The organism is Allobosea sp. WAO, from assembly GCF_001509835.1.
Classification (GTDB): domain Bacteria; phylum Pseudomonadota; class Alphaproteobacteria; order Rhizobiales; family Beijerinckiaceae; genus Allobosea.
The window spans coordinates 105,867-132,392 of sequence record NZ_JXTJ01000011.1; the positions used below are offsets into that span (position 1 = coordinate 105,867).

25 protein-coding genes are annotated in these 26,526 nt (G+C 66.1%); 10 read left to right on the top strand and 15 right to left on the bottom strand.

Annotated elements, in window-relative coordinates:
* Positions 1-18: 18 nt before the first annotated feature.
* The gene (locus DK26_RS21335; protein WP_066476729.1) at positions 19-1,215 is read right to left on the bottom strand and encodes a CoA transferase; all 1,197 of its coding nucleotides are present in this window, start codon (positions 1,213-1,215) and stop codon (positions 19-21) included.
* 99 nt (positions 1,216-1,314) lie between these two features.
* Here DK26_RS21335 and DK26_RS21340 point away from each other — a divergent pair, with 99 nt between their 5' ends.
* From DK26_RS21340 to pqqC, 6 genes are all read left to right on the top strand, one after another.
* The gene (locus DK26_RS21340) at positions 1,315-2,007 is read left to right on the top strand and encodes an FCD domain-containing protein (protein ID WP_248310064.1); all 693 of its coding nucleotides are present in this window, start codon (positions 1,315-1,317) and stop codon (positions 2,005-2,007) included.
* Between the two features lie 51 nt (positions 2,008-2,058).
* Positions 2,059-3,027, top strand: a complete 969-nt coding sequence (locus tag DK26_RS21345) for a tripartite tricarboxylate transporter substrate binding protein (RefSeq protein ID WP_066476731.1) — start codon at positions 2,059-2,061, stop codon at positions 3,025-3,027.
* Positions 3,024-3,578 carry a tripartite tricarboxylate transporter TctB family protein gene (locus DK26_RS21350; RefSeq protein ID WP_066476733.1) on the top strand — a complete coding sequence of 185 codons (555 nt, stop codon included), beginning with the start codon at positions 3,024-3,026 and terminating at the stop codon, positions 3,576-3,578. Before DK26_RS21345 ends, DK26_RS21350 begins: the two co-directional genes overlap by 4 nt.
* A gap of 54 nt (positions 3,579-3,632) precedes the next feature.
* Positions 3,633-5,138 carry a tripartite tricarboxylate transporter permease gene (locus tag DK26_RS21355; protein WP_066476735.1) on the top strand — a complete coding sequence of 502 codons (1,506 nt, stop codon included), beginning with the start codon at positions 3,633-3,635 and terminating at the stop codon, positions 5,136-5,138.
* Positions 5,139-5,431: 293 nt separating this feature from the next.
* Positions 5,432-6,319, top strand: coding sequence for a pyrroloquinoline quinone biosynthesis protein PqqB (pqqB, locus tag DK26_RS21360; protein ID WP_066476738.1), 888 nt, complete (start codon positions 5,432-5,434; stop codon positions 6,317-6,319).
* A gap of 5 nt (positions 6,320-6,324) precedes the next feature.
* Complete coding sequence (gene pqqC, locus DK26_RS21365; protein WP_066476742.1) at positions 6,325-7,047, top strand: pyrroloquinoline-quinone synthase PqqC; 723 nt, start codon at positions 6,325-6,327, stop codon at positions 7,045-7,047.
* A gap of 49 nt (positions 7,048-7,096) precedes the next feature.
* On the opposite strand, the gene pqqE is transcribed toward pqqC, so the two are convergent.
* The 4 genes from pqqE to DK26_RS21385 form a co-directional block, all read right to left on the bottom strand.
* A complete protein-coding gene (pqqE, locus tag DK26_RS21370; protein WP_066476896.1) occupies positions 7,097-8,167 on the bottom strand; it encodes a pyrroloquinoline quinone biosynthesis protein PqqE in 1,071 nt (356 codons plus the stop codon).
* A 56-nt stretch (positions 8,168-8,223) separates the two neighbouring features.
* The gene (gene pqqD, locus DK26_RS21375; protein ID WP_066476751.1) at positions 8,224-8,517 is read right to left on the bottom strand and encodes a pyrroloquinoline quinone biosynthesis peptide chaperone PqqD; all 294 of its coding nucleotides are present in this window, start codon (positions 8,515-8,517) and stop codon (positions 8,224-8,226) included.
* A gap of 471 nt (positions 8,518-8,988) precedes the next feature.
* Positions 8,989-9,300 (bottom strand): c-type cytochrome, encoded by a 312-nt coding sequence (locus DK26_RS21380; protein WP_066476753.1) that lies wholly within the window; start codon positions 9,298-9,300, stop codon positions 8,989-8,991.
* 113 nt (positions 9,301-9,413) lie between these two features.
* Positions 9,414-10,688, bottom strand: a complete 1,275-nt coding sequence (locus DK26_RS21385; RefSeq protein ID WP_066476758.1) for a PQQ-dependent sugar dehydrogenase — start codon at positions 10,686-10,688, stop codon at positions 9,414-9,416.
* Positions 10,689-11,254: 566 nt separating this feature from the next.
* Between DK26_RS21385 and DK26_RS21395 the strand changes: the two genes are divergently transcribed.
* Positions 11,255-11,647 carry a methylglyoxal synthase gene (locus DK26_RS21395; protein ID WP_066476764.1) on the top strand — a complete coding sequence of 131 codons (393 nt, stop codon included), beginning with the start codon at positions 11,255-11,257 and terminating at the stop codon, positions 11,645-11,647.
* Between the two features lie 233 nt (positions 11,648-11,880).
* Here the strand turns inward: DK26_RS21395 and DK26_RS21400 are convergent, their stop codons facing one another.
* The 7 genes from DK26_RS21400 to pcaD all read right to left on the bottom strand — a co-directional run bounded on the left by DK26_RS21400 (position 11,881) and on the right by pcaD (position 18,549).
* Positions 11,881-12,717: a 3-keto-5-aminohexanoate cleavage protein gene (locus DK26_RS21400; RefSeq protein ID WP_066476899.1), complete on the bottom strand. Its 837-nt coding sequence runs from the start codon at positions 12,715-12,717 to the stop codon at positions 11,881-11,883.
* An 8-nt stretch (positions 12,718-12,725) separates the two neighbouring features.
* Positions 12,726-13,529 (bottom strand): 1,6-dihydroxycyclohexa-2,4-diene-1-carboxylate dehydrogenase, encoded by an 804-nt coding sequence (locus DK26_RS21405; protein WP_066476766.1) that lies wholly within the window; start codon positions 13,527-13,529, stop codon positions 12,726-12,728.
* Between the two features lie 130 nt (positions 13,530-13,659).
* A complete protein-coding gene (locus DK26_RS21410) occupies positions 13,660-14,589 on the bottom strand; it encodes a dioxygenase (RefSeq protein ID WP_066476768.1) in 930 nt (309 codons plus the stop codon).
* Positions 14,590-14,645: 56 nt separating this feature from the next.
* Positions 14,646-14,936: a muconolactone Delta-isomerase gene (catC, locus tag DK26_RS21415; RefSeq protein WP_066476770.1), complete on the bottom strand. Its 291-nt coding sequence runs from the start codon at positions 14,934-14,936 to the stop codon at positions 14,646-14,648.
* 4 nt (positions 14,937-14,940) lie between these two features.
* Positions 14,941-16,113, bottom strand: a complete 1,173-nt coding sequence (locus DK26_RS21420; protein ID WP_184231772.1) for a muconate/chloromuconate family cycloisomerase — start codon at positions 16,111-16,113, stop codon at positions 14,941-14,943.
* 246 nt (positions 16,114-16,359) lie between these two features.
* Entirely contained in the window at positions 16,360-17,730 is a 1,371-nt protein-coding gene (locus tag DK26_RS21425; protein ID WP_198162388.1) for an MFS transporter, read from the bottom strand.
* 33 nt (positions 17,731-17,763) lie between these two features.
* Positions 17,764-18,549 (bottom strand): 3-oxoadipate enol-lactonase, encoded by a 786-nt coding sequence (gene pcaD / locus DK26_RS21430; protein WP_066476776.1) that lies wholly within the window; start codon positions 18,547-18,549, stop codon positions 17,764-17,766.
* 383 nt (positions 18,550-18,932) lie between these two features.
* Here pcaD and DK26_RS21435 point away from each other — a divergent pair, with 383 nt between their 5' ends.
* Positions 18,933-19,835: a LysR family transcriptional regulator gene (locus DK26_RS21435; RefSeq protein WP_066476778.1), complete on the top strand. Its 903-nt coding sequence runs from the start codon at positions 18,933-18,935 to the stop codon at positions 19,833-19,835.
* A 39-nt stretch (positions 19,836-19,874) separates the two neighbouring features.
* Here the strand turns inward: DK26_RS21435 and DK26_RS21440 are convergent, their stop codons facing one another.
* From DK26_RS21440 to DK26_RS21450, 3 genes are all read right to left on the bottom strand, one after another.
* Positions 19,875-21,254 carry a PLP-dependent aminotransferase family protein gene (locus DK26_RS21440; protein WP_066476781.1) on the bottom strand — a complete coding sequence of 460 codons (1,380 nt, stop codon included), beginning with the start codon at positions 21,252-21,254 and terminating at the stop codon, positions 19,875-19,877.
* A gap of 109 nt (positions 21,255-21,363) precedes the next feature.
* A complete protein-coding gene (locus DK26_RS21445; RefSeq protein ID WP_066476782.1) occupies positions 21,364-22,260 on the bottom strand; it encodes a hypothetical protein in 897 nt (298 codons plus the stop codon).
* A 167-nt stretch (positions 22,261-22,427) separates the two neighbouring features.
* Positions 22,428-23,885: an MFS transporter gene (locus tag DK26_RS21450; RefSeq protein ID WP_066476783.1), complete on the bottom strand. Its 1,458-nt coding sequence runs from the start codon at positions 23,883-23,885 to the stop codon at positions 22,428-22,430.
* Between the two features lie 361 nt (positions 23,886-24,246).
* Here DK26_RS21450 and ccoN point away from each other — a divergent pair, with 361 nt between their 5' ends.
* Together ccoN and ccoO are read left to right on the top strand one after the other, a co-directional pair.
* A complete protein-coding gene (gene ccoN, locus DK26_RS21455) occupies positions 24,247-25,743 on the top strand; it encodes a cytochrome-c oxidase, cbb3-type subunit I (protein WP_066476786.1) in 1,497 nt (498 codons plus the stop codon).
* A 39-nt stretch (positions 25,744-25,782) separates the two neighbouring features.
* Positions 25,783-26,523, top strand: a complete 741-nt coding sequence (gene ccoO, locus DK26_RS21460) for a cytochrome-c oxidase, cbb3-type subunit II (protein ID WP_066476788.1) — start codon at positions 25,783-25,785, stop codon at positions 26,521-26,523.
* Positions 26,524-26,526 lie beyond the last annotated feature (3 nt).

The window sequence follows — 26,526 nt, forward strand, 5'->3', positions numbered from 1 at the left end:
TGACTGCGGTCGCTTCGGTTAGATCGTGCCATTGGCGTGGAAGGCGGCGATATCCGCGGGCGAGAAGCCGATCTCGCGCAGGATCTCGTCGGATTGCTCGCCTTGTTCCGGCGGCGGCACGCGGATGGAGCTCGGCGTGCCGCTGAGCTGGACCGGCTGGCCGACGAGCGTGATCTCGCGGGCGAGCGCCGGCGAATGGATGCTCTGCGCAATGCCCAGATGCTGCACCTGCGGGTCTGCGAAGACCTCGTCGATGCTGTTGATCGAGCCGCAGGGCACGCCGAACTGGCTGAAACGCGCGATCCAGTAGCTGCAATTCTGCGTAGTGAGGATCGCGTTGATCTCCTGCCCCAACGCGTCGCGGTTGCGGGAGCGCAGTGCCGAAGTGGCATAGTCCGGATGCGTGATCAGGTCGGTGCGATCGACCGAGCGGCAGAAGCGCTCCCAGATCGCCTGCCCGGTCGCGGCGATGTTGATATGGCCGTCCGCAGTCTGGAAAACGCCGGTGGGGATACTGGTCGGGTGATTGTTGCCGGCCTGCTTGGGGACCTCGCCATCCATCAGCCAGCGCGCCGCCTGGAAATCGAGCATCGCGATCTGGGCCTGGAGCAATGAGGTCTGGACCCATTGGCCCTTGCCGGTTTCCTCGCGCGCCAGCAGCGCCACCATGATGCCGAGCGAACAATAGAGCCCGGCCGTCAGGTCGGCCACCGGAATGCCGACGCGGACCGGCCCCTGCCCGGGCAGGCCGGTGATCGACATCAGCCCGCCAAGGCCCTGTGCGATCTGGTCGAAGCCCGGCCGCGCCGCATAGGGCCCATCCTGTCCGAAGCCCGAGATGCTGGCATAGACGAGGCGCGGGTTGAGCTCGGCCAACTGCTCATAGGCGATGCCGAGCCGATGCTTCACGTCCGGGCGATAGTTCTCGACGATCACATCGGCCTTCTCGACGAGCCTGCGCAGGATCACCTTGCCCTCCTCGGATTTGAGATTGAGCGTCAGGCTGCGCTTGTTGCGATGCAGGTTCTGGAAGTCGGGCCCATGGCGCGGTCCGCCCGGCCCCTCGCCCGGCTCGAGCTCAGGCGGCGTCTCGATCTTGATGACGTTCGCCCCCCAGTCGGCGAGCTGGCGGACGGCTGTGGGTCCGGATCTGACGCGGGTCAGATCGAGCACGGTGAAGCGGGACAGGGCTTGCGAGGCGGGTTCGAAAGGCATGGCCTTCTCCTTGTCAGCAGCCTGCCGAGCAGAATGCAGACTGTCAACAATGTTTCGTCAACTGTTGACAGTTGCTCTTTGCAGGTCAAGGATCGGGCCATGAACGACGTCATGTCAGCCATCGCCCAGCGCCGCACGCAGACCCTGACCGATATCGTCCAGGACGAGATCGAGCGCATGATCCTGAGCGGGGAGCTGGCGGCCGGCGAGCGCATCAACGAGCAGGCGCTGGCTGCCCGCCTCGGTGTCAGCCGCGGGCCGATTCGCGAGGCGACGCGCGGTCTGGTCCGCTCCGGGCTGCTCAACTCGGTCGTCAATCTCGGCGTGTTCGTCCGCCAGATTACGGACGAGGAGGCCAACGAGATCTACGATCTACGCGCCGTCGTCTTCGGCTTCGTTTGCCAGAGACTGGCGAACCTGATCACGCCGCAGCAGCTCGCGGCACTGTCGGGGCTGGTGGCGCAGATGGACGACGCCATCGAGCGGGACGATGGCGCGAGCTACTATCGCCTCAACCTCGAATTTCACGATGTGGTCCTGGACTTCGCCGCCCATGGTCGCGCCAGGCAAACCTATGAAGCGCTGATCAAGGAGACCCATCTCCTGCGTCAGAGCGCGCTCAGCACGGCGCCACGCATGCGCGAATCCAACGCCGAGCACAGGGCAATCGTCGAGGCCATGGCCGCCGGCGATGCCGATCGTGCCCGCAGGCTCGCCGAAGATCACGCCCATGGCGGCAAACGCCGCTGGCTGCTCTCGCGCCAGGAAGCGGAGGAACGCAAAGAAGGCTGAAGAAGGGAACGAGCCCGAATGGGCCGGCCCACAATGGAGGAGGGAACGACAATGCCAGCACATCAGAAGACGTGCCTTGCGCTGGGCCTCGGCCTCGCTGTCCTGGCCGCGGGAGCAGTCAGGGCCCAGGAGGCGTTTCCGTCAAAGCCGATCGAGGTCGTCACCCACGCCGGTGTTGGCGGTGGCACCGACATCACCGCCCGGATGATGATGGTTCAGGCACCCGCCGCGTTGAAGACCGAGCTCGCGGTCGCCAACAAGACCGGCGGCAGCGGGGCGGCCTCGCTTGGATATGCCGTCTCCCGTCCCAAGGATGGGCACACCATCATGCTGATCACGCAGACCCATCTGCTGACCTTGCTGCAAGGCAAGGGCGCTGGAGTGAAGGTCGGCGATCTCGTCGGCATCGCCCGTGCCACCGAAGATCCGCAAGTCCTGATGGTCGGGGCCAATAGCCCCTACAAGACGGCGCAGGACTTCATCGCGGCTGCCAAGACCAAGTCCTTGAAGTTCGGCACCACACAGATCGGCAGCGTCGACCACATCGCGGTCGTCGGCTTCGCCGAGAAGGCCGGGCTGCTGAAGCCGATCGTGGTGCCCTTCCGCGGCGGAGGCGACATTGTCGTCAATCTCGTCGGCGGCAATCTCGATGGCGCGCTGCTGAACTACGCCGAGGCTGAATCGCAGATCAAGGCGAATGAGGTCAGGGCGCTGATCGCGTTCTCCAAGAACAAGATGGATTCGCTGCCGCAGACCCCGACGGCGGCTGAGATCGGCATCCCGGCGGTCTACTCGACGACGCGCGGCTTCGCCGTTCTGAAGGGCACGCCGGAGGACCGGATCAAGGTGCTGGAAGAGGGCCTGATCAAGGCCATGAAAGGCCAGATCTATCAGGATTATCTGAAAAGCTCCGGCCAATCCCGGGACAGCGTCGTCGGCCGCGCCGAATGGCAGGCGGAGATCGATGAATTCCTGAAAACCGGCGACGCCGCCCTGACCTCGATCGGGATCAAGAAATGATGGCCCGGCAGCTTCCGTCGCCGGCGGCCTCGCTTGCGGCGTCGACGACGGAACGGGACGACGAGGCATCCGCTGCGGCCGGGGCCGTGCCCGGCCGTGTCCGCCCGGATGTTGCGACCGCCCTTGTCATCATCGCGCTGTCCCTCGCGGTCTGGGGCCTGACACTGGCCTTCGACGACGTCCCGGCGGCGATTTCCACGGGCATGAGTCCGGCGGCTTTTCCGCAGCTCGTGCTCGGCGTCATCATCGTGCTGGCGTGCTGGCTGGCCTGGACAGCCAGCAGCCGTTGCCAGCCGGAGATCGAGGCGGTGCATCCGATGGTCTACGCCACGGCGGCGGCGATCGGTGGCGTGATGGCGGCCATGGCGGTGTTCGGCATCCACGGCGCCGTCGTCGCATCGATCATCGGCATCGGGCGTCTCTGGGGCGAGCGGCGGTTGTTGCTGCTGGCGACGATCGCCGTCGGCATGTCGCTCTCTCTGCATTTCGCCTTCGTGCGCGGCTTTGGCATCGGCCTGCCCCGCGGATTTCTTCAGACCTGGTTGAGCTGAGCAGCGCGCGCATCGCGCCTGCTGGAGCGTTGTGCAACCCGCTACGAGGACCAGATGGACGCTTTTCTTGCCGGCATGGCGATCCTCGCCGACCCCTATATGGTCGGCATCATCCTCGCGGGAACTGTGCTCGGCGTCATCGTTGGTGCGCTGCCGGGCCTCAGCGGCAGCACGACGGCGGCGCTTCTGCTGCCGATCACCATCACCATGAGCCCGGTCGCCAGTATCGCCTTCCTCGGCGCGATCTATTGCGCCGCAAATTTCGGCGGCTCGATCACCGCGATCCTGATCAACACGCCCGGTGACCCGTCCGCCTCGGCGACCGCCTATGACGGCTATCCGATGGCGCGGCGCGGCGAGGCCGGGCGAGCCCTGGGCATATCGACGATCGCAAGCGCGATCGGCGGCATATTCAGCGTCTTCGTGCTGATCGTCGCGGCCCCGCTGCTGGCGAAGGCCGCATACAGCTTCGGCCCGCCCGAATATTTCGCGCTCGCCATCTTCGGTCTGTCGATGCTGGCTGCCGTGGGCAGCTCGACGGGCATCAAGAACCTGATGGTCGGGGCCTTCGGCGTGCTGTTGGCAACGGTCGGGCTCGATCTGATGACCGGCGTCGACCGCTTCACCTTCGGCGTTCCCGAACTGAGCGAGGGGCTCGGCCTGGTGCCGGTGCTGACCGGATTGTTCGCGATCAGCGAATTGCTGGTGCAGGCCGGCAGGCTGCAGATCATTCCCGAGCGGCTCGGCCTTGGGGTGATGAAGCTGCCCACCATGGCCGATTATCGCAAATGCGCCAAGGCGATTGGCCTGTCGAGCGTGCTGGGCACCTTCATCGGCATCCTGCCGGCGTTGGGCGCGACCACTGCCGCCCTGATCTCCTATAACGAGACCAGGCGCTGGTCGAAATACAAGGACGAGTTCGGCAAGGGCTCGATCGAGGGCATCGCCGGGCCCGAGGCCGCCAACAACGCTGCCGTGGGCGGCAGCATGGTGCCGACGCTCGCGCTCGGCATCCCCGGTAGCGCGACCACCGCGATCATCCTCGCCGGCCTGATCGTGCAGGGCGTGCGGCCCGGCCCGCATCTGTTCAACGAACAGCCTACTCTGCTCTATGCCGTCTTCGCCTCGATGCTGGCCTCGAACCTGATCTATGTCTTCCTCGGCCTGTTCGCCGCCAAACTCTTCGCCCGGATCACGCTGATCCCCGACGCGATCCTGTGGCCGGGCGTGCTGGTCTTCGCGATCGTCGGCGCCTACGGTCCCAACCAGTCGCTGGTCGATGTCTTGGTCATGCTCGGCTTCGGCGTGATCGGCTTCGTGATGCGCCGCTACGGATTCTCGCCTGCGCCCCTGGTGATGGGCCTGGTGCTCGGCACGATGGTCGAGGAGACATTGAAGCAGTCCCTGCTGATCTTCGACCACAACTGGCTGTTGTTCTTCACCCGGCCGATCGTGGTCGCCCTGTTCGTGGTGACGGCGCTGAGTGTCTGCGCGCCCTGGCTCGCACGGACAGTCAGAGGCGCAATGGCATCGGCGCGCCTGCGCGCTGCTCAGAAATAGTCGCCTGGCGGGGGCGGCTGGCGCACGACCGAGAATGACGTGCCGTATCGTGCGGATGTCAGGCAGGCCCGCTTTCACCGCGGGCGGGCGGTGAGAGAGGCGAAGCCCCGTAGCCGGTACGCGAACGATGGCTTAGGCTACACCCGGCGCAAGGAAGCCGCCTTGCGTCGGGCGTAGCCTACGGTGCAACCGAAGGAGCCGGGCATGTCCTGGATCGAATGCGGGCGACAGCGTCGGAAGCCGGCGCGCTCGCCCTTTGCGTTCGCGACAAGGCGGTGAGCTGAGGGGCGCCGGTGAAGGCCATCGTTCTCGGTGCGGCGGCTGGTGGCGGCTTCCCGCAATGGAATTGCCGCTGCCCGGCCTGTGCGCTGGCCTGGAACAGGGATCCTCGTGCGCCCTGGCGGACGCAAGCGAGCCTCGCGGTTAGCCTCGACAGCGAGAGCTGGACCGTGCTGAACGCCTCGCCCGATCTCGGCGGCCAGATCCGCGCGACGCCGGCGCTGTGGCCGCGCGGGGAGCGACATTCTCCGATCGGCGCGGTCATCCTGAGCAGCGCCGAGATCGACCATGTCGCCGGACTGCTCAGCCTGCGCGAGCGGCATGCGTTCGATCTGGTCGCGCTGCCGCCGGTCCTCGATGCGATCGCCGCCAATCCGATCTTCGCCGCGGTGCCGGCGCGCCGCGTGGCAGCGAGCGCCTCGGTGCCAATCATGCTGGCTGGCGGCCTCGAGGCAGAGCTCTTTCCCGTTCCCGGCAAGGCGCCGCTCTATCTCGAGGACAACGACCCGAAGCTCGAATCCGAGGCCGGAGAAACGGCGGGCGTCCGGATTAGCGGAAACGGGCGCTCCATCGTCTACATTCCGGGCTGCGCCGCCCTGTCCGACGATCTGCGCGCCAAGGTGGACGGCGCGGATTTGCTGTTCTTCGACGGCACCTTGTTCACCGATGACGAGATGATCCGGGCTGGCGTCGGCCAGAAAACTGGCCGCCGCATGGGGCACCTGCCGATCTCCGGTGACGATGGCTCGCTGGCCTGGCTTGCCGGGCTCCCGGTCGCGCGAAAGGTCTACATCCACCTCAACAACACCAATCCGGCGTTGATCGAGGGATCGCCAGAGCGTCTGATGATCGAATCCGCCGGTGTCGCGGTGGCCCATGACGGCATGGAGATGACGCTGTGAGCGCTATGCTATCGCCCGAGGAACTGGAACGGCGCCTGCGCGAGGTCGGCGAGGCCCGCTATCACGACAAGCATCCCTTCCATGCGCGCCTGCATTCCGGCCAATGCAGCAAAGGCGAGGTCCAGGCCTGGGCGCTGAACCGCTTCACCTACCAGGCCCATATCCCGGTGAAGGATGCCTATCTCATCGCCCGGACCAATGATCCCGCGCTCCGGCGAGCCTGGCGCCAGCGCCTCGTCGACCATGACGGCGACCATGATGGCGAAGGCGGGATCGAGCGTTGGCTGCGGCTCTGCGAAAGCCTGGGACTGGCGCGGGCGGATGTGCAGGCCCATCGTGGCGTCCTGCCGGCGACCCGCTTCGCGGTCGAGGCCTATGTCAATTTCGTGCGCGAGCGGCCTCTGCTCGAAGCCGTCGCTTCCTCGCTGACCGAGCTGTTCTCGCCAAAAATCATCCGCAACCGCGTCGAAGGCATGCTGGCGCATTACGATTTCGTCAGCCCGGAAAGCCTGAGCTATTTCACCGCCCGCCCGGAGCAGGCGCGGCGCGATGTCGAGACCGCCCTCGGCTATGTGACAGTCCATGCCCGCACGCCGGCGGAGCAGCACGCGGTGATCGCGGCGCTGGAGTTCAAATGCGACGTGCTCTGGGCGATGCTGGACGCGCTGCATCACGCCTATGTCGCGCCCGGCCATGTTCCGCCGGGCGCTTTCGTGCCGGGGCCTTAGCGGAGTTTCAGAGGGAGGCAAGCTACTCCGGCGCGAATGGCGGCTTTCGTCAAACGCCCTGATAGCCCCGGTAGATGAAATCGCTGCGCTCCGAGGCCGCTTCGGCTTCCGCCAGCGCAACCAGCTTGTCGTGCAGCGGTGACAGGGAGCAGGCGGGGTCGGTCGCCGCCGGGTCCCCCGCGAGCGCCATGGCCTGGCAACGGCAACCCCCGAAATCCTGTTCCTTACGCGCACAGCTGCGGCACGGCTCCTTCATCCAGTCCGTGCCCCGGAAGGCGTTGAACGCCGCGCCGCGATACCAGATCTCCGACAGGCTGGCGTCGCGCACATTGTCGAAGGCTAGCCCCGCGATCGTCTCGGCGGCGTGGCAGGGCAAGGCGCGCCCCGAGGGCGTCACATTCATCAGCCGTGCGCCCCAGCCGCCCATGCAGGCCTTAGGATAGCGGGCATAGTAGTCGGGCAGCACGCTATCTATGACGAGGCGCCCGGCCGTGCGGTTTCGTGCCTCCTCGACCTGCAGCATCGCGGTTTCGACCTGCCGGCGCGTCGGCATCAGCCTGGCGCGGTTGACCAGGCCCCAGCCGTAGTACTGCACATGGGCAATCTCGATCCGCGCTGCGCCCCAGGCTTCGGCAAGCTCAACAAAGGCAGGGATCTCGTGCACGTTCTCGCGATGGATGACAGCGTTGACGGTGAGGCGCAGGCCGAGCCGGGCGATGGCGGCGGCGACGGCGTGCTTGCGCTCCGCAGCGCCCTCATAGCCGGCGACACGATCGCAGGTCTTGGCGTCGATCGCCTGTACCGAGAGTTGGATATGGTCGAGGCCGGCCTCGGCCACCGCGTCCAGCACGGCTGGCTGAAAGCCGACGCCGGAGGTGATCATGTTGGTGTAGAGGCCGGCATGACGCGCATGCGCGACAAGCTCGGCGATATCGCGCCGCAGCATCGGTTCGCCGCCGGAAAAGTAGATATGCAGGACGCCGAGGGCGGCAGCCTCATCGATCAGCCGCTTCCACTCAGCAGTCGAGAGTTCCTGCGAGCGCCGGTCGAGCTCGATCGGGTTGGAGCAATAGGGGCAGCGCAGGGAGCAGCGATGGGTCAGCTCCGCCAGCAGGCCCATGGGCGGCGGCAAGGTCGGGCGGGCGGGCGTGGCTTGCGGGAGCGTCTCGACATCGCTCACAGATCGACCATCCTCTGATCGGCGAGGCCGCGCAGAAACGCCATGATGTCGCCGGCGATCTCGTCGCGGTCCGCCTCGAACGCCGTCGCCAGTTCCTGCGCTATCGCTTCGACACTGCGCGCGCCATCGACACGCTTCAGGATTTCGAGCGCGATCTCGTCGGGCTCGAAGACGCGCTCAGGGCCGAGAAGGAACCATTGCTGGCGGCTCTCGTCGAAACGCAGGCGAACCCCGCGAGGCAGGGCCGGGACAATGGCTGCGCTATCGATTTGCGTGGCGTCGGCGTTCATGGGGCGGCGGCTCGCGCGAACTCGTCAAGCAGCAGATCAGGCGACGATGCGGAACGCATCGCACAAAAGCGCGAGGATCGACCTCCCGCCAGCCTCGCGGACGGGAGGTCGATCGTCATGCCGCAACACTCATTGCTCGGCGCCAATCCGAGAAGGCGCCTCTGCGTCCCGCCTGGGACAATAGCTTTGCCGCTGAACTGAAACGTCAGAGCTTGGCGGGAGCGTAGGACGTCACTTCGCAGCCGACCGTCACTTCGATGATCGTGGGCTTTTTCCACTTGCGCATGATCGGTATCTCCAGATCGTCGCCAGCTTTCGCTCCGGAAAGCAGGCGAAGGTTACACCCGGCTCCAGCGTGTTGCAAACGAGGCCGACGGCCGGGCGGCGTCATCTCGCTGTGTCGACGAAGAACGAGCCGTCCTTCGAAATCGGCCCGCGTCACCTCCTCGCGGGACCGACACTCAGGTTTCGCTACTGGGCGAGAATCCACTTCACGAGAATTTCGGCGTCCTCCGGCGAAACGGCCGGTTGCGGCGGCATCGGCGTTTGTCCCCAAACGCCACCACCGCCTTTCACGACCTTCTCGCTCAACGTCTTGATCGCGGCCTCGTCCTTGCCATAGCGCTCGGCGACGGCCTTGAAGGCCGGGCCGATCATCTTGCGTTCGAGATGGTGGCAGGCCACGCAGTTCTTGCTCCGCGCCAGCTCGGGGCTCGCGACGGCGCTCGACGAGGTCAAAAGCACGACGAAGAAGGCTGTCGCGCAGCGGCGAAAGTCAGGCATGGGCAGAGTTCCCTCATATGCGATCCGGGCCGGGCGGGATCGCAGGGGCGGTACCTCAGGACAGGAGAGGCCAGCCGCGCCGCCGGCTTCTGCGGCGCGGCTGGCGGATGCCCTCAGTTGGGCTTGAGCTGGTAGACGTCACCCTGGTCGGTCGCCACGTACATGCTGCCGTCAGGCGCCTGCACGACGGAGCGGAAGCGCCCGGCCGGCATAGGCAGGGAGATCGTGGTGCGCTTGGCGGACGAGCCGTCGGGCGTGATGTCGAGCACGTCGAGACGGTTGCCGACCGGTGTTCCATGGATGCCGATACCCATGAAGGTCACCACCATCCGGCCGTTCCAGTCCTTCCACTGCGGGCCGTTCAGGAACACGCACGACGACATGCCCTGCGAGAGCATTTCGTTGTTCCAGGCCGGCTTCATCGCATTGGGGTAGGTCTTGGTGTCGGTCATCGGCATGAACGCCGAGCGATCCTTCGGATCGACCGCGCCCATCTGGTTCGGCGAGTAGCCGCAGTAGTTGTCGGGACAGTCGGCGCGTCCCGCCATGTTGGGGCGCGGATCCCAGCCGGCATTGCCGCCGGCGGTCAGCGCCGTCACCTCGTCGCTGTGCCAGGGGCCGTTCTCCGCGGTGTACGGCTGGTTGGTGCCCGGGCGGAAGCAGATGCCCTGCGGGTTGCGATGGCCATAGGTGAAGATGCGGGCATCGAAGCCCTGCGGCGCATTGTTGCCGGGCGCGGCCTTGCCGTCCCGGTCGATACGCAGGACCTTGCCACCCATGCGGGTCGGGCTTTGCGGCACCTCGCCATTATGGGTGTCGCCCGTCGTCACATAGAGAAAGCCGTCCCCGGGGCCGAAGCGCAGGCGCCCGCCATTATGCGCGCCGGGATCGCCGAAGGGATGGTTGCTGGGCAGGGGCTTGTAGGCGATGTCGGTGACGATATCCTGCCGGTTCGAAACCTTGGTCAGATCGGGACTGACCGTCAGCCGCAGCACCCGATTGGTTCCCGGCGCGGTCATGTTCGACGCCGAGGCCACGTAGATGAAGCGGTTGGTAGCGAATTCCGGGTCGATCGCGACACCGTACATTCCAGCCTGACCACCGCAGAAGAGGTCGGATGCTGTGTCGGGGTAGTTTTTGGAATCCTTGATGCCGAGCAAGGCGTTGATCTTGCCGGATGGTAGCCGGACCGAGAGTCCACTGCACTTCTCGGTGAAGAACATCGTGCCGTCGGGCAGGAAGGCCATGTCCCAGGTCAGGTCGCGGCCGGACATCACGGTAGTGCTGGTGAGACCGGGAGTTCCGCCGCTTTGGGCTGCTGCCATTCCGGGCAGGGCGACTGAGGCCAGTAAGGCGTAGGGCAACACGAAGCGAACACGTCGAGTCATCGATGCTTCCTCCGAGCTAGTGAGCGTCTCCCTGGAAAAAAGGCCCGCAATCGGCTGGCCTGGGCCGAAATCGTTGTTCGGCCGAACGATTATTATGCGACTGCCCAAGTATGCGCAACATCGTTTCGTCGCGATCTCGATCGACGATTGCATGGAGAAGATCTGCATGCCTTTAGGTCATAATCTGTTTAGGTCGCCTGGTATTCAGATCATTGTTGATGATGGCGAGAAGACGTCCAGCAACAGGATCGACTTCTGGATGAAGCGCGAAGAGGACCGATGAGGTCGGCTGACAGCTGATAGGTGGCTGAGGCCTTTGCGATCTCGGAGACGTGTTTGCCGGCCGTATGGCTGTCTTCGCGGTTGGCTCCGGCGGCGGCATGATCGCGCCCTGATCCCCGAACTGATCGATCCGCCCCTCCCTCAGTATGTCTCTCGGCAGAACAGCGTGGACGAAGGGCTTGAAGAGACTGCAAGGCTCCGGGATCACTGTTACGGTCGCCGCGTCAACCGCCACGGCCCGATCGGAAGCCGGGAATTCAACGCATCTTCGGGGGCCGAGTGCCATGACTCTCACGATCGGTATGGTGGCCCATGACAGGAAGAAGGCCGACCTGGCTGCCTGGGCCGAACAGCACGCTGACTTGATCGAACATCACACCATCGTCGCGACCGCGACGACCGGAGGTATTCTCAGATCCGCCTTGCCCAATCTTGCCATTCGCCTCGTCAAGAGCGGGCCGCTCGGTGGCGACCAGCAGATCGGCGCCATGATTGCCCAAGGAGAGCTGGACGCGCTCCTGTTCTTTCCCGATCCACTCGCCGCCCAGCCTCACGACGTCGATGTCAAAGCGCTGCTCAGGCTGGTGCTGGTGTATGATGTCCCCGCAGCGTTCAGCCCCAGCACGGCGAGTGCTCTGGCTCGGTCAGGTCTTTTTGATCGACAGCCCACCGCCTGATCTGGTGCAGGTCGAGCTCGGGCGTAGCCGGAGCATCTCGGTCATAGCCACGGTTCGCGACCTCAATCGATTTCGGTTCGAGTGGGCGCGGCCGGTGCCTGTGATGGCGGCCATGTAACGCGCCTTGGCGGGCAGGTCCGTGCCGGGCCCGCTCTGCGGCAATGCCCGGAGTGCGCCGGACCGCACCAAAAGCGAGGGATGAGCACGTCGGCCCCGAGTGAGGCCGCTTTGCCTTAGACAGGTGCGAGCCCCAGCATTGCCCGCGCCTCTGCCGGCGTCGCGGCGCGCGCGCCATGCCGGCCGATCGCCTCGACGGCCATCTCGACCAGTTCGGCATTGCCGGAGGCCAGCCGGTCCTTGGCGGCGCGGATATTGTCCTCCATCCCGGTCCGGACGGCACTTGCTCCGCGGGCCAGCGCCCACTCCATCACCCGCATCTGCTCGCGCCCGATGCCGGCGGCGGTCCAGCTCGCGCCGGGAATGACCCGCTTCGTCTCGGCGAGCAGGATGTCGAGCAGCACCTCATCGGCCGGCATCGCGTTCTTGACGCCCATCACGAACTGGATGTGTGGACGCGGTCCGATCAGCCCCTCATCGACGAGGCGGCGCGCTGCGTGGATATGCGACAGGTCGAAGATCTCGATCTCGGGGGCGATACCGTGCTCCTGCATCCGCGCCGCCAGATCGCTCACCAGGCTCGTCGGGTTCTCGTAGACGATGGTCGGGAAATTCACCGAGCCGGTCGAGAGCGAGGCCATGTCGGGGCGGTGCACCAGGGAGAGGCCACGCGCCGCCGGATCGCGTCCCCGGCCGCCGGTCGAGAACTGGATGATCATCCCCGGGCAGGCTTCGCGAATCCCGGCCTGGACCTCGGCAAAGCGGTCCGGATCGGAGGAGGGTGTCTCGTCGTCATTGCGGACATGGATGTGGACGAGGCTGGCGCCTGCCTCGAAGGCCGCGCGGGTCGAGGCGATCTGCTCGGCCGGCAGCACGGGCAGGTTGGGATTGTCCTTCTTGCGCGGCACGGAGCCGGTGATGGCGACGGCCACCACGACGGGACGCTTGCTCATGATCACTGTCACCCCTGGTCGCCGCCGCCGGCCGGCAGCACCGTTCCATTGATATAGGACGCATCGTCGGAAGCCAGGAACAGGATCGCTGCGGCGATCTCCTTCAGCTCGCCATAGCGACCGAGATGTGAGGCACGCAGGGTCTGGTCGACGACCTCCTGCATCCACTGCTTGTCCGCTTCGGTCTGAGCGTCGGTCCCCCGCGGGATCCGGCGCGGCGGCGCTGTCACGCCGCCCGGAGCGACGGCATTGACGCGGATGTTCGTTCCGGCGAGCTCGAAGGCGAGCGATGCCGTCAGCGCGTTCACGCCGCCCTTGGCCGCCGAATAGGGAATGCGGTTAATCCCTTTGGTCGCGATCGAGGAGACGTTGACGATGGCGCCGCGGCCCTGGGTCTGCATATAGGGCAGCACCGCCCGGCAGCCCCACAGCGTCGGGAACAGCGAGCGGTTGATCTCCGCGACGATCTGGCGTTCGTCGAATTCCTGGAAAGGCCGCATCCAGATCGCGCCGCCGATATTCGTCACCAGCACGTCGATGGCGCCAAAATTCTCCTTGGCGCGTGCCATCACCTTTTCGTTCCCGGCGAAGGTCTCAAGATCCTCTTCGAGCGCGACGACGCGTTCGGCGCCGTAGGCCGAGGCGATCTCCTGCGCGACCTCCTGGATGATCGCCGAGCGATCGACGATCGTCAGCCTGGCTCCCTCGGCCGCCGCGTCGAGCGCCACCTGCTTGCCGACGCCCTGCGCGGCACCGGTGACGATGAGGCTGCGTCCTTCGAACCGGCCGGCGCGGGAGGATTGCAAAGCCATGGCGTATCTCCGGAAAATGGCTGCCGTGAAGGCAAGTATCTGGCGAGGCTATTCATGCGGCCGGCGGCGCAAAGGGGCTGGCCCCTCGCACCGCTGGCGTCTTCCGTCGCGGCCTCTGAAGGCGAAGGCGTCAGCCGGCCGTGACGTGGGCGCGGCTGACCACGGTCTGCGGCACGTCCGCGCGCTCCTTCGTCAGCACGACATCGAAGGTCGTGCGGGCGAACGGGCGGTTGAGCCCGGCATTGCGGATGGCATCGGCGTCGACGACACGGTCGAGCGTGACGACGAGTTCCTCACGCGTGCCGAAGGCGAAGTCCGTGTAGAGATACTTGTCGCCGGTGAAGTTGAACTGCGTCGTCAGCTGGCGGTGTCCGGGTGCCGAGATGAAGTAATGGACATGGGCCGGGCGTTCCGCGTGCCGGCCGAGGGCTGTCATCAGCTGGCGCGTCGCGCTCTCGGGCGGGCAGCCATAGCCGTTGGGAACGATGGTCTGGGCGCGGTAGCGGCCCTGCTCGTCCGTCTCGATGCGGCGGCGCAGATTGTAGGGCGCCTGCTCGCCGTCGATGAAGGAATAGCCGCCCTTGGAGTTGGCGTGCCAGATGTCGACGATCGCGCCGGCTATCGGCTTGCCGTCCTCATCCGAAACCTGGCCCTCGATGATGAAGACTTCGCCGGGGTCGGTGCCGTCATCCATGCGCGCTTCGCCCTTGGAAAGCGGTGCGTCCGGCACGTAGAGCGGCCCTTCGATGGTCCGCATCGTGCCGCCGTTGAGGCCGGCAAGCCGCTCGGCTTCATCGAGCCGCAGATCGAGGAAATGCTCGAGCGCGGTGCCCGGGACGAGCAGGCCGAGCTCCTCGTTCTTCGCTGCCTTGCCGATGAAGGCGACAGCGGCCCAGAACTCGTCCATCGAGACGTCGCACTCATCGATCACCTGCATGAGCCGGTAGAGCAGCTGGGCGGTGACTTCCTTGGTCCGGGCATCGCCCTTGTCGCTGTCGATGCCGGCCGCACTGTTGGCGAGATTCTTCTTGTCCGCGTCGGAGATCAGATTGGTGGGCATGGCGTTTCCTCGTTCTTTGATTGTTGGCGGGCATTCGCGAAGGGATCGCGGCGTTCCTATCGGTCGTCGTCGCGGACGGATGAGGGGTGGCGGCAAAGCGCCGTGACCTTCACGTCCATGAAGGGGAAGAGGGGCAGGCCGGAGAGGATGTCGTGCAGGGCCTGCGGGCTCTCGACATCGAAGACGCTGGTGTTGGCATAGCGCCCGGCATGACGCCAGAGATGCCGCCAAATGCCGGCCCGCTGCAGCTCCTGGGCGCGCTCGCGCTCCGCCGCCTTCAGCGCATTCGCCGTCTCCGCGGGCAGATCGTGCGGGATCCGGACATCCATTTCGACTTGAAAGATCATCGGTTCAGGATCCCATCTTGGCGCGCGGCAGCACATGGAGCGAAGGCTCGGCGCGGTCGCGCCGGAACCGGTTCAGCTGGGTCTCGGACAAAGTGACGCCGAGACCCGGCCCGGTCGGCACGGCGAGGCCGAAATCGGCATAGTCGAGCGGCGTCTCGAGAATTTCTTCGGTCAGCAGCAAGGGGCCGAAGAGCTCGGTGCCCCATTCCAGCTTGCCGATGGTCGAGAACAGATGGGCCGAGGCAGCGGTGCCGATGCCGCCTTCCAGCATGGTCCCGCCATAGAGCCCGATGCCGGCCGCCTCGGCGATCGCCGCCACTTTGGCCGCGGCGAAGAGGCCGCCGGACTGCTCGATCTTCAGCGCGAAGACATCGGCGCCCGCCTGGGTCGCGATGGCGAATGCGGTTTCGGGGCCGTTCAGGGCCTCATCGGCCATGATCGCGACCGGCGTCTCGCGGGCCAGCCGGGCGAGGGCGCCAAGATTGCGCAGCGCGACCGGCTGCTCGATCAGCTCGACGCCGGCGGCGGCCAGCGCCGGCAGCATGGCCGAGGCAGTCGCTTCCGACCAGGCCTGGTTGATGTCGACCCGCACCGAGGCGCGGTGGCCGAGCGCCCGCTTGATCGCGGCGACATGGGCGACATTCGCGGCCGGGTCGCCCTTGCCGATTTTCAGCTTGAAGATGTTGTGGCGGCGGCGCGCCAGCATCTCCTCGGCTTCCTCGATGTCGCGCCCGGTATCGCCGCTGGCGAGGGTCCAGGCCACGGGCAGCCGGTCGTGCTGGCGGCCGCCGAGGAGCTCGGAAATCGGCAGGCCGACACGCTGGCCGAGAGCATCGAGCAGTGCCGTCTCGACCGCGCATTTCGCGAAGTGGTTGCCCTGCACCGAGGTCGCGATGGTCGCCATCGTCCTGGCTACGCGATTGGGATCGCTGGCGAGTAGGATCGGCGCGAAATAGGCGTCGATGGCGAGCTTCATGCCTTCGGGGCTCTCGGGGCCATAGGCGAGGCCGCCGATCGTGGTACCTTCGCCGGTGCCGACGAGGCCGTCCGACATATGCAGCCGCACGATCATCAGCGTCTGGCGGTGCATGGTCGTCATCGCCAGCTGGTGCGGGCGGATGGTCGGCAGATCGACCAGAATCGTCTCGACCTGTTGAATCCGCGGGCCTTCAGACACGTTTCGCTCCCATATTCATTGCCGAAAAGGCTAGGGCGCAGGGTCCGCGAAGGACAGGATCGATTGGGTGTATTTTTATACCCGAAGGGTATGGAGGCGGCTGGCAGGCCAGTTGGTCCGGGCGCGATCGCATGAGGCGTTACGTCGCCGCCCGGCCAAAGAAAAAGGACGCGGCCGGCCTTTCGGGCGGTCGCGTCCGTGATCGTTGTCGCCGCTGCGTCTATGCCGCGCGCAGCACTATGGAGCCTATCGGGCGGCCGGGGCGGCGGCCGCTGGCGCGGCTGCGGTCGCGATAGCGCCGGCCGTGCTCCGCACCGTCAGTGTCGCGAGCGCCGCGATCACCAGCGGAATGGCCAGGGTCATGAAGTAGCCCGACGGCCCGGCGGTCGAAAGCAGCGTCCCGCCGATCGCTGAGCCGACGATCGCTCCCGAACGCCCGACGCCGATGCCCCAGCCGGTCGCCGTGGCGCGAAGCTGCGTCGGATAGGTGTTCGAGATCAGGTAGTTCAGCACGAGCTGCTGGCCGCCGATGCCGAAGCCGGCAAGCGCGATCAGGGCGAAGACCACCGGCCAGCGGTCGCCCGCGAAGCCCAGTCCGAGCGCGACCGCGATTCCGACGGCGAACATGCCGATCAGGAGCTTGCGCGGGTCGACTTTCGGGAGGAAGGACGACAGCGGCAGGGCCATGGTGATGAAGGCGGCGTTGACGACGACGGTGCCGTAGGCGGCCTGGGCCTTTTCGAGGCCGAGCGTGGTCAGCGCGGTCGGCAGCCACTGCAGCAGCAGGAACCAGGCGATCCAGTTGAACAGATAGATCGCCGAGATCGCGATGGTGACATTGCGATAGCCGGACTCGAACAGGCCGGCGATCGACCCGCCATTCGAGACCTTGCCGGCGCTGACGAGCCGCACATGGTCGGGGATCGCCTGGCCGGTCATCTGGCGGAGCAGGCGGCGCGCCTCGTCCTGGCCGTCATTCTGCTTGCGCGAGACGAGATAGGCGGGCGATTCCGGCAGCAGGAAATAGGTCACGACCATCAGCGCGAGCGGCAGGATGCCGCCGATCAGGAAGATGCCGCGCCAGCCCATGACGGGCAGCCAGCTCGCGGCGATCAGACCGCCGAGCATGGCGCCGGCAGGCAGGCCGAGCAGCACGCCGGTGATCATCATGCCGCGCTTGGAGGCCGGGCTGTATTCACCGGTCAGCGCCAGCAGCGAAGGCGTCGCTCCGCCCATGCCGAGGCCGATCAGGAAGCGCAGCACGATGATCTGCGTCGGCGAGGTGGCGTAGGCGCCCATCAGCGAGAACACGCCGAACAGGAAGATCGCGATCAGGATCGCCTTGCGACGGCCATAGCGGTCGCCGAAGCTGCCGAGGCCGATCGCGCCAAGCGTCATGCCGATGGTGCTGGCGGTGATGACCCAGGTCATGTCGGAGGGCTTCATGCCGAAATCCTGCGCGATCGCAGGTCCGATGAAGGCGATCGACTGGGTATCGAAACCGTCGAGCAGGGCGATGATGAAGCAGAGACCGACGACCGCCCAGCGGCGGCCGGTCATCGTGCCTTCGTCGATGATGGTCTTGATATCTCTGGTGCTGGCGGGTGGGCTGGACATGGACGCTCCTCAGGATTGTGATTTTTGATGGAGTTAGGCGGTGAGATCGCGGCGCAGCTCGGCGACGACGTGCTCGGGCTGCTCGACGGCGAGCAGATGCGCGGCGGGCGAAAGCACGACGAGGCGGGAGCCGGCGATGCCGGTGTGCAGGGCCTGCGCCATTTCGACGGGCGTCGCGGGATCCTCGCGGCCGGCGATCACGGTCGTCGGGGTGTCGATCCGGTGCAGCAGCGGGCGCAGATCCATGCGGCCGATCGCCTCGCAGCAGGCCGCGTAGCCGTCACGGTCGATGGTCCGGAACTCTTCAGCCACCTTGCCGGCGACCTCGGGACGGCTGTCGCGGAAGCCCGCGGTGAACCAGCGCTGCATCGTCGCTGTGAGGATCGCCTGCGTGCCCTCGCGCCGCACCAGCGCGGCGCGTTCCTCCCAGACCTCGCGCGTCGGCATGCAGGCTGCCGTCGCCATCAGGGTCAGGCCGGCGAGGCGCGCCGGGTGCCGGATGGCGAAGGCCTGACCGGTCATGCCTCCTAGCGAGAGCCCGGCGAGATGAACGCGCGCGAGATCGAGATGGTCGAGCAGCGCGGCGAGATCATCGGCGAGGTCGGCGATCTCGAAAGGCTTGGAGCCGCCGCTGGAGCCGCCATGGCCGCGCGTATCGTAGCGCACGCAGCGATACTCGGCGGAGAGTTCGCCGACGACGGCGTCCCACATCCGGTGAGTGGTGCCGAGCGAATTGGAGAAGACGACGGCGGGAGCACTGCCCGGCCCGGTGACCGTGTAGAACAGGCGCACGCCCGAGCCGGTTTCGACATAGGGCATGATCAGGCCTTCGGGCTTTTGCCGCAGCGCATGAGCGCTGGCGTGGGCATGCCTGTCGGAAGCCGCGCCGGAGCGGACCGCAGGATTTCGATGTCAGACATGGCCCTCCGACGGCTCTGGCGGCCGGTTCAAGTCCGCGGCGGAGCTTGATCTCCCGCGCGGACGCTTCTTCCCTGCTCGAAGGGTAGGGAGCCAGGCTGCTGCTGGACAGGATCGTTTTGGTGTAAGTTAATACCCTCACGGTATGAAGCGGGTGCGCCGATGCAAAAGGCGGCGCGCAAACCGGGGTGTTTGGCCCGGAGCGTTCGACAACCGCCGGGCCGGGCCCTCGGGAATGCAGGCAGCTGCATAATCGGGGAGGCAGGAAGCAGGAGCAGGCAGCGATGGATCTGCGCCATCTGCGCTATTTCACCACCGTTGCGGCGGAGGGCTCGTTCAGCCGGGCCGCCGAGAAGCTCAACATCGCCCAGCCGCCGCTGAGCCGGCAGATCCAGCAGCTGGAGGAAGAGCTCGGCGTGCGCCTGCTCGATCGCGGCCGGCCGATAACGATGACCGAGGCCGGGCGTTATCTCTTCGACCAGGGACTGCAGGTGCTGCAGCGCGTCGAGGAGATGCGGGCCATGACCACGCGCATCGGCAAGCGCATGGTGCTCCAGTTCAACATCGGCTTCGTCGCCTCGACACTCTACGACACGCTGCCCGAGCTGATCCGCGATTTCCGCATCCTGGCGCCGGATGTCGAGGTCCAGCTCCTCGAGATGACGACGCTGGAGCAGATCTCGGCGCTGAAAGATGGCCGCATCGATGTCGGCTTCGGGCGCCTGCGCTTCGACGACGAGGCGCTGGTGCGCGCCGTGTTGCGCGAGGAGGGGCTGTGCGTCGCGGTCAGCTCGTCTCATGCGCTGCTGAAAGGAGGCAGCAGGCCGAAGCTGGCCGATCTCGAGGCGGAGCCGCTGATCCTGTATCCGAAGGCGCCGCGGCCGAGCTATGCCGACCAGGTCCTGGCCTTCTATCGCGAGGCTGGGGTGACGCCGCGCATCGGCATGGAGGTGCGCGACGTCCAGACTGCGCTTGGCCTCGTGGCCTCCGGTGTCGGCATCTGCGTCGTTCCGGCATCGGTGCGGCGCTTCGGGCGCGACGACGTCCATTTCCTCGATCTCGACGAGGCGTTCTCCAGCCCGATCATCGTCAGCTACCGCAAGAACGACACCGCGCCGTTGCTGCGTCAGATCATCGCCCTGGCAGGTCTGGGGCAGTCATCATCGCAGGCTCTCCCGCGTGTTTGATTTCTGATCACGCGAGCCGGAGCGACCGGTCCTCGAAGCTTACACGACGGCCTTCGAGCCGAGCGGGGGCTGGGCGATCAGACCTGCGAGCAGCGTCAGACCGTCTTCGAGGGCTCCTCGATCTGGCGCGACACCCAGCGATATCCTGACGGCCTCGATCGGATGGGGCGTCACGGCGAAGGCCGAGCTCGGCACGATCGAGACGCCGGCACGGTCGGCATGTTCGGCAAAGTCGGACGCGCGCCAATGCTCCGGCAACCGTAGCCAGAGATGATGCCCCTGGGGATCGGCCGCGAACGCGACATCGCTCATTATGGCGGCTGCCAGTTTCTGCCTCTGCGCGTTCTCGGCGCGGATTGCTCGGGTGATTTGCTCAAGCGTGCCGTCCGTTATCCAGCGGCTGGCGAGCGCCGACATCAGCGGCGGCGCCATCAGGATCGTCGCCCGCAGGACGCCCGCCAGACGCAGAGCCTTCTTGGCACTGGGCGCGACGACATAGGCGACCCGCAAGGCCGGGGTCGCGCATTTCGAGAGCGTCGCGAGGTGCCAGGTGATGTCGGGCGCCAGCTCCGCCAGGGCGGGCGCGCGTTCCGCCCTCAGCGGCGCATAAGGATCATCCTCGATGATGGTGACGTCGTGCTTGCGCGCGATCGCGGCCAGGGCCCGCCTGCGATCCTCCGGCAGCGTCGCGGTCGTCGGATTGTCGATGCTGGGAATGACGTAGAGGGCTTTTGGCGCTCGGTCCCGGCAGGCCTTTTCGAAGGCGTCGGGGATGATGCCCTTGTCGTCCATCTCCAGCGGTTCGAGCACGAGCCCCTTCTGGAAGGCGACCGCCTTGAGCCCGGGATAGGTCATCGCGCCCGCCGCGATCATGTCGCCGCGCGTGAGCAGGAGATCGCACAAGGCAAAGAGCGCACTCTGCGCGCCGCCGGCGATCACGATGCGATCGGCCGTGACGCCTTCGACCCACTGCGCGAGCCGGCTCGCGGCGATCTGCCGGTCGGCCTCGGCGCCGGTGCTCTCCTGGTAATGCAGGCTCAGCAGGCCGCGAGGGCTCGAAAGCAAGCCGGCGATGCCGCTGGGGACGATCTTCCTGAAATCCACCTCTGAAGGCTGCGGCGGAATGTTCATGCTGAGATCGAGCAGCGGCTGGATCCGTTCCGCCGCCGCGCTCCCGTCGAGCTTCTCGCTGATGAACGTGCCGCGCCCGGCCTGCGCCTCGACCAGGCCGCGCCGACGCGCCTCGTTGAAGGCCCGCGTCACCGTGGTCAGGTCGACGCCGAGGGCCTCGGCGATCGCCCGTTGCGGCGGCAGCCTGTCGCCCCGCGCGACCTTTGCGGAGCGGATATCAGCCTCGAGCGCCTCGACAATGCCGAGGTATTTCATCCGGGCGCTCTCGATCAGTCGCGGTCGCCACATTCCACCCTCGTTATTGTATGTCTGATCGGCCTGCATCGACACTATGATGTATGGCTTTCCGATGAAAGGGAGGCGCCGGCTATCGGGCGCTCCCTCCGGTCCGCGCGGCCTATTCTGCGGGCATCGTGATGCGCTGCGGTTCAGCGAACCAGTGCCGATAGGCCAGCACCAGCGAGAAGGACACGGCCGACACGATCAGAGCGGCGACGGGAAGTACGGGAACCGAAGCGGCCGGGAAGACGAAGGCCAGGAACGGAAAAGCATAGACCGCCGGCACCCGCATGCCGAACAGCCGGAGCAGGCCCGCCATCAGCAGCAGATCGAGCACGGTCATCAGCGTCCAGGAATCGATCGCGAGGAACAGTCCCACGCCGATCGCGGCCGACAGGGTCAGCACGGCCGTCTGCTTCAGGGCCATCTTCGCTGAGTACATCTTCATGTGCAGCGACTCGTAGACCACGACGGCGATCGGCGGGAGGACCGCCAGATGCGGATAGCCGGCCGCTGACGCGATCGCCATGCATGCAGCGATGATCGCCAGATAGGCCAGCATGGCGCGATGGGAGAGCGGGACGCTGCGCGGCGCGTCCTTGCGCAGACGGAAGAGCATCACGCCGAGCATAAGCACCAGCGTCGTGACGCCGATCGAGCCGAGGAACGAGAACTCGGTCGCGTTGGTGACGACCGGCAGGAAGCCTGTCGCGAGCGCTGGGGCAAGGCTGTAGCGGAACAGTGCGAAGAGGCCGAGCATGCCGACCAGAATGAGCGCGAGCTTGGCGGTATAGGGCAGGGCGAGCAGGTTGATGCCGAAGCCCATCAGCGCGGTGATCGACGGCCAGAGGAAGATCTTCTCGGGCTGCCTCATCCAGCTTTGCTCGCGGAAGGCCCAGATCGCCACGGCCATCGCAGCGATCTCGGGAAGCACGATCTCGCGGTCGCCGAAGAATTCGGCAACCGCGACCATCGCCGTGATGAAGGCGAATGCGGCGAAATGGGAAGCCAGCATCTCTTGCCGGCTCAGTTGGTCATGGCTGTGCAACTTGGATCGGCTCCGGCTGCACCGGATTTGCGGGGATCGAGCGCCCGGCGCGCTTGTCTGGGGATTTGCGATCGATCCTAAAGCTTCCCATCATGGGAGGGTCAAGCCGCGAAGGCGGCTGAAAGGCCGATGTCTCATGCGACGGGCCTGCCTGTGCGCATCAATCGCCAGACAAGCCCGGCGGAGAGCGCGGCGACTAGTGCGGCGGCAAAGAGAGACACAGCGAATGCGCTCGCGTAGAGCTGCTGGGCCTGCGTCAGGGCGAAGGGCGCGAGATCGCAGGAGGCAGCAGGATTGCATGGTGCCTTGGAGATAGGCGCGCGCATCTGGCTCGCCAGAACCGCATTCAGCCCGGCGAACCCGATGAGGATTCCGGAGAAGCGCGCCGTCGTGCTGATGCCCGAGGCTACGCCGGCTCGTTCGCGCGGAACAGCGATCATGATCGCCTTCTGGGTTTCGCCATTGAGCAGCCCGGCCCCGCTTCCGATGACGAACATGCCGGGCAGGAGGATCAGCCAGTTGCCGGACAAGGCGCCCCATCCGGCGAGGGCATTTCCGGCAGCGACGACCATCAGCCCGAGCGCGAGGATTGTGGGCGATCGCAGGCGGCGGGCGAGCGGCCGGCCGAGATAGGGAAAGGCCAGCATCGCGAAGGCGAATGGCAGCATCGCAAAGCCTGATGAGGTCGCGGACAGCCCGGCTCCGTTCTGCAGGAAGATCGGGAACAGCGAGGCCATGACCTGGGCGGCTGCGGCATAGGCGAACATCGCCCAGACCGCGCCGATGAAGTGCCGGCTGCGGAACAGGCCAAGATCGAGCATCGCATCGGCCTGAACGCGCTGCGCAACCACGAAGCCGATCAGCGCAGCGGCGCCGAGCGCGAAGCCAGTGAGGGCGGTCCTGCTGCCCCAGCCCCGGACCTGGCCGTCGATCAGGCCCCAGGTCAGGCCGAGCATTGCTCCGGCGAAGAGAATGATGCCGAGCGGATCGAGCCGCCCGCGCGAGGGATCCTGCGATTCCTCTGCATAGGCGGTCGTCGCGACTGCAAGCACGGCGCAGATCGGCACATTGATGAAGAAGGCCCAGCGCCAGCCGAGCGACTGGACGATCAGCCCGCCGGCGATCGGGGCGACGACCATCGTCGCGCCCATCACGCCGCCCCAGAGGGCCCAGGCGCGGTTGCGCTCGGCTTCGCCGTGGAATCTGTGCCCGATGATCGCGAGCGCGGGTGCGAGAACGAAAGCGGTCGCTGCGCCTTGCGCGCTGCGGCCGAGATGAAGCCACGAGGCTGTCGGCGCGAGGCCGCTGGACAACGAAGCCGCGGCGAGTCCGGCCAATCCGCAAAGCAACGTCCGGCGGCGCCCGAGGCGGTCGGCGATCGTTCCTGCGGGCAGCAGCATTGCGGCGAAGCTCAGGAAGAAGGCGCTGACGATCCATTGCGTCTCGGCGGCGCTGGCGCCGAGCTGTCGGGCGATAGCGGGAACTGCCACCGCGACGATGTTCGTGTCGACCAGCGCCATCGCGCAACCGGCAGCCATCGTCAGCAGCAGGGCGGTGCCGGCGCTTGCGCGGGCCGCAGCGTCATTCGGCATGCTGAGCACCATTCCGGGCGAATGATGGCTGCGCTGGCGCGTACGCGTGAGAGGCGACGCTTGGTGTTCGCGCGCGGCGCGAGCTGCTCGCTCTTGAGCGTGCATGGGCGTCTGAACCCCACTGGCGATGCCGGGATGTATGCCATTCTGATTTATAGCCATACATTTTGTCGCGCCCTGCCTCCGGTTGTCCCGGCGTTTGCCCGGGGTGCTTTGCGCATTTCGTCGCACAGGCCTCGTTCTGGCGACCTCGTACTGGATTTGTCTGGTTTTGTCTTGCCATAATATGTATGGGCATAAGCCATACATATTGATCGATCGCGCTGTCTCATCAGCGCGCGTCAGCAGGATGGGTTCGGCAATGGGCGCGGCGACACTTCAGGAAGGGCGGGGCGACGCCATTCCGGGCTATGACGAGCAGATCGTCCGCTGGTTCGTGCTGGCGACGATCGTCTGGGCGCTCATCGGCCTGGCTGCGGGGCTGTTCATCGCCCTGCAGCTGACGTTTCCGTCGCTGAACTTCTCGGAATACGCGACCTTCGGGCGCCTGCGGCCGATCCACGTCTCGGGTGTCGTGCTGGCCTTCGCCGGCAACGCGCTCTTCGCGACATCGCTCTATGTCGTCCAGCGCACCTGTCATGTCGGGCTATGGGGTGGCCGCCAGCTCTCCATGCTGGTCTTCTTCGGCTACCAGCTCTTCCTGATCCTCGCGATGACCGGCTATCCGCTGGGTATCACCCAGAGCAAGGAATACGCCGAGCCTGAATGGTATGCCGACCTGCTGCTCCTCGCGGTCTGGCTGGTCTATCTCACGATCTATACGGGCACGCTCGCCCGTCGCCGCGAGCCGCATATCTACGTGGCGAACTGGTTCTATCTCGCATTCATCATCACGGTCGCGGTCCTGCACATCGTCAACAATCTGGCGATGCCGGTCTCCTTCGTCGGGACCAAGAGCTATTCGCAATTCGCGGGCGTCCAGGATGCACTGATCCAGTGGTGGTACGGCCACAACATGATCGGCTTCTTCCTGACCGCCGGCTTCATCGGGATGATGTACTATTTCGTTCCCAAGCAGGCCGAGCGCCCGATCTATTCCTACCGGCTCTCCATCGTCCATTTCTGGGCGCTGATCTTCCTCTATATCTGGGCCGGCCCGCACCATCTCCACTACAGCGCGCTGCCCGACTGGGCGCAGACGCTCGGCGCCGCCTTTTCGATCATGCTCTGGATTCCGTCCTGGGGCGGCATGATCAACGGGATCATGACCCTGTCGGGCGCCTGGGGGAAACTGCGCACCGACCCGATCCTGCGCTTCCTCGTCGTCGCCGTCGCCTTCTACGGCATGGCGACCTTCGAGGGGCCGCTGATGTCGATCAAGGCGGTCAACGCGCTCAGCCACTACACGGACTGGACGGTCGGACACGTCCATTCGGGCGCGCTCGGCTGGGTCGCCTTCATGGTCTTCGGTGCGATCTACTATCTCGTGCCGCGGCTCTGGCGCGCGCCGCTCTGGTCGCATCGCCTGGTCGAATGGCATTTCTGGATCGCGACGATCGCCATCGTTCTCTACATCACCGCGATGTGGGTGGCGGGCATCGCCCAGGGCCTGATGTGGCGGGCCTACGACCAGTTCGGCTTCCTCCAGTACTCCTTCGCCGACAGCGTCGCGATGCTGCACCCCTACTATCTCGTGCGCGCGCTCGGCGGCCTGCTCTACCTGATCGGCGCGGTGCTGATGACGATCAACGTCGTCATGACCATCCGCGATTCGAAGGCCGGGCGCCGGGAGTCCGTGCCGACGGAGCAGGGTGGAGCCGACCCTTCGCTCCAATCCGCCCTTGCCGCCAAGCGCTAGCCCACTCACCGAATTCGAGCCGAAAGGCCCTGTATTGCCATGGCGAAATCATCTGACGAACGAGTCAACCACGGGACGATCGAACGCTCGACGACGCTACTCTTCGTCCTCAGCTTCCTGGTCGTCGCGATCGGCGGGCTGGTTGAGGTCGTGCCCCTGTTCCGGCTCGACGAGACGATCAAGCCGGTCGAGGGCGTGCGCCCCTATACGCCGCTCGAGCAGATCGGCCGGAACATCTACACAAGGGAGGGTTGCTACACCTGCCACAGCCAGCAGGTGCGGCCATTCCGCGACGAGGTCGAGCGCTACGGGCACTACTCGATCGCCGCCGAGAGCATGTACGACCACCCCTTCCTCTGGGGCTCGAAGCGGACTGGCCCGGACCTGGCACGCCTCGGCGGCAAATATTCGAACGCCTGGCATGTCGCTCACATGATCAACCCGCGCGATGTCGTGCCGGTCTCGATCATGCCGGCCTATCCGTTCCTGCAGGAGCGCGAGCTGAAGTTCGACGATATCGGCGAGCATCTGCAGGCGCTGAGCAAGGTCGGCGTGCCCTATGACGGGGTCGCGATCTTGAGCGCCGCCGACGATGTCCGCGCCCAGGCCACCGGCGAGAAGACCGAGGCGCTGCTCGCCCGCTACCCCGGCGCGCGGATCGGCGACTTCGATGGCCAGCCGGGCCGCATCACCGAGATGGATGCGCTGATCGCCTACCTGCAGGTGCTCGGCACGATGGTCGATTTCTCCAAGGTTCGCGTCGACGGGAAGAAGGAATAACCC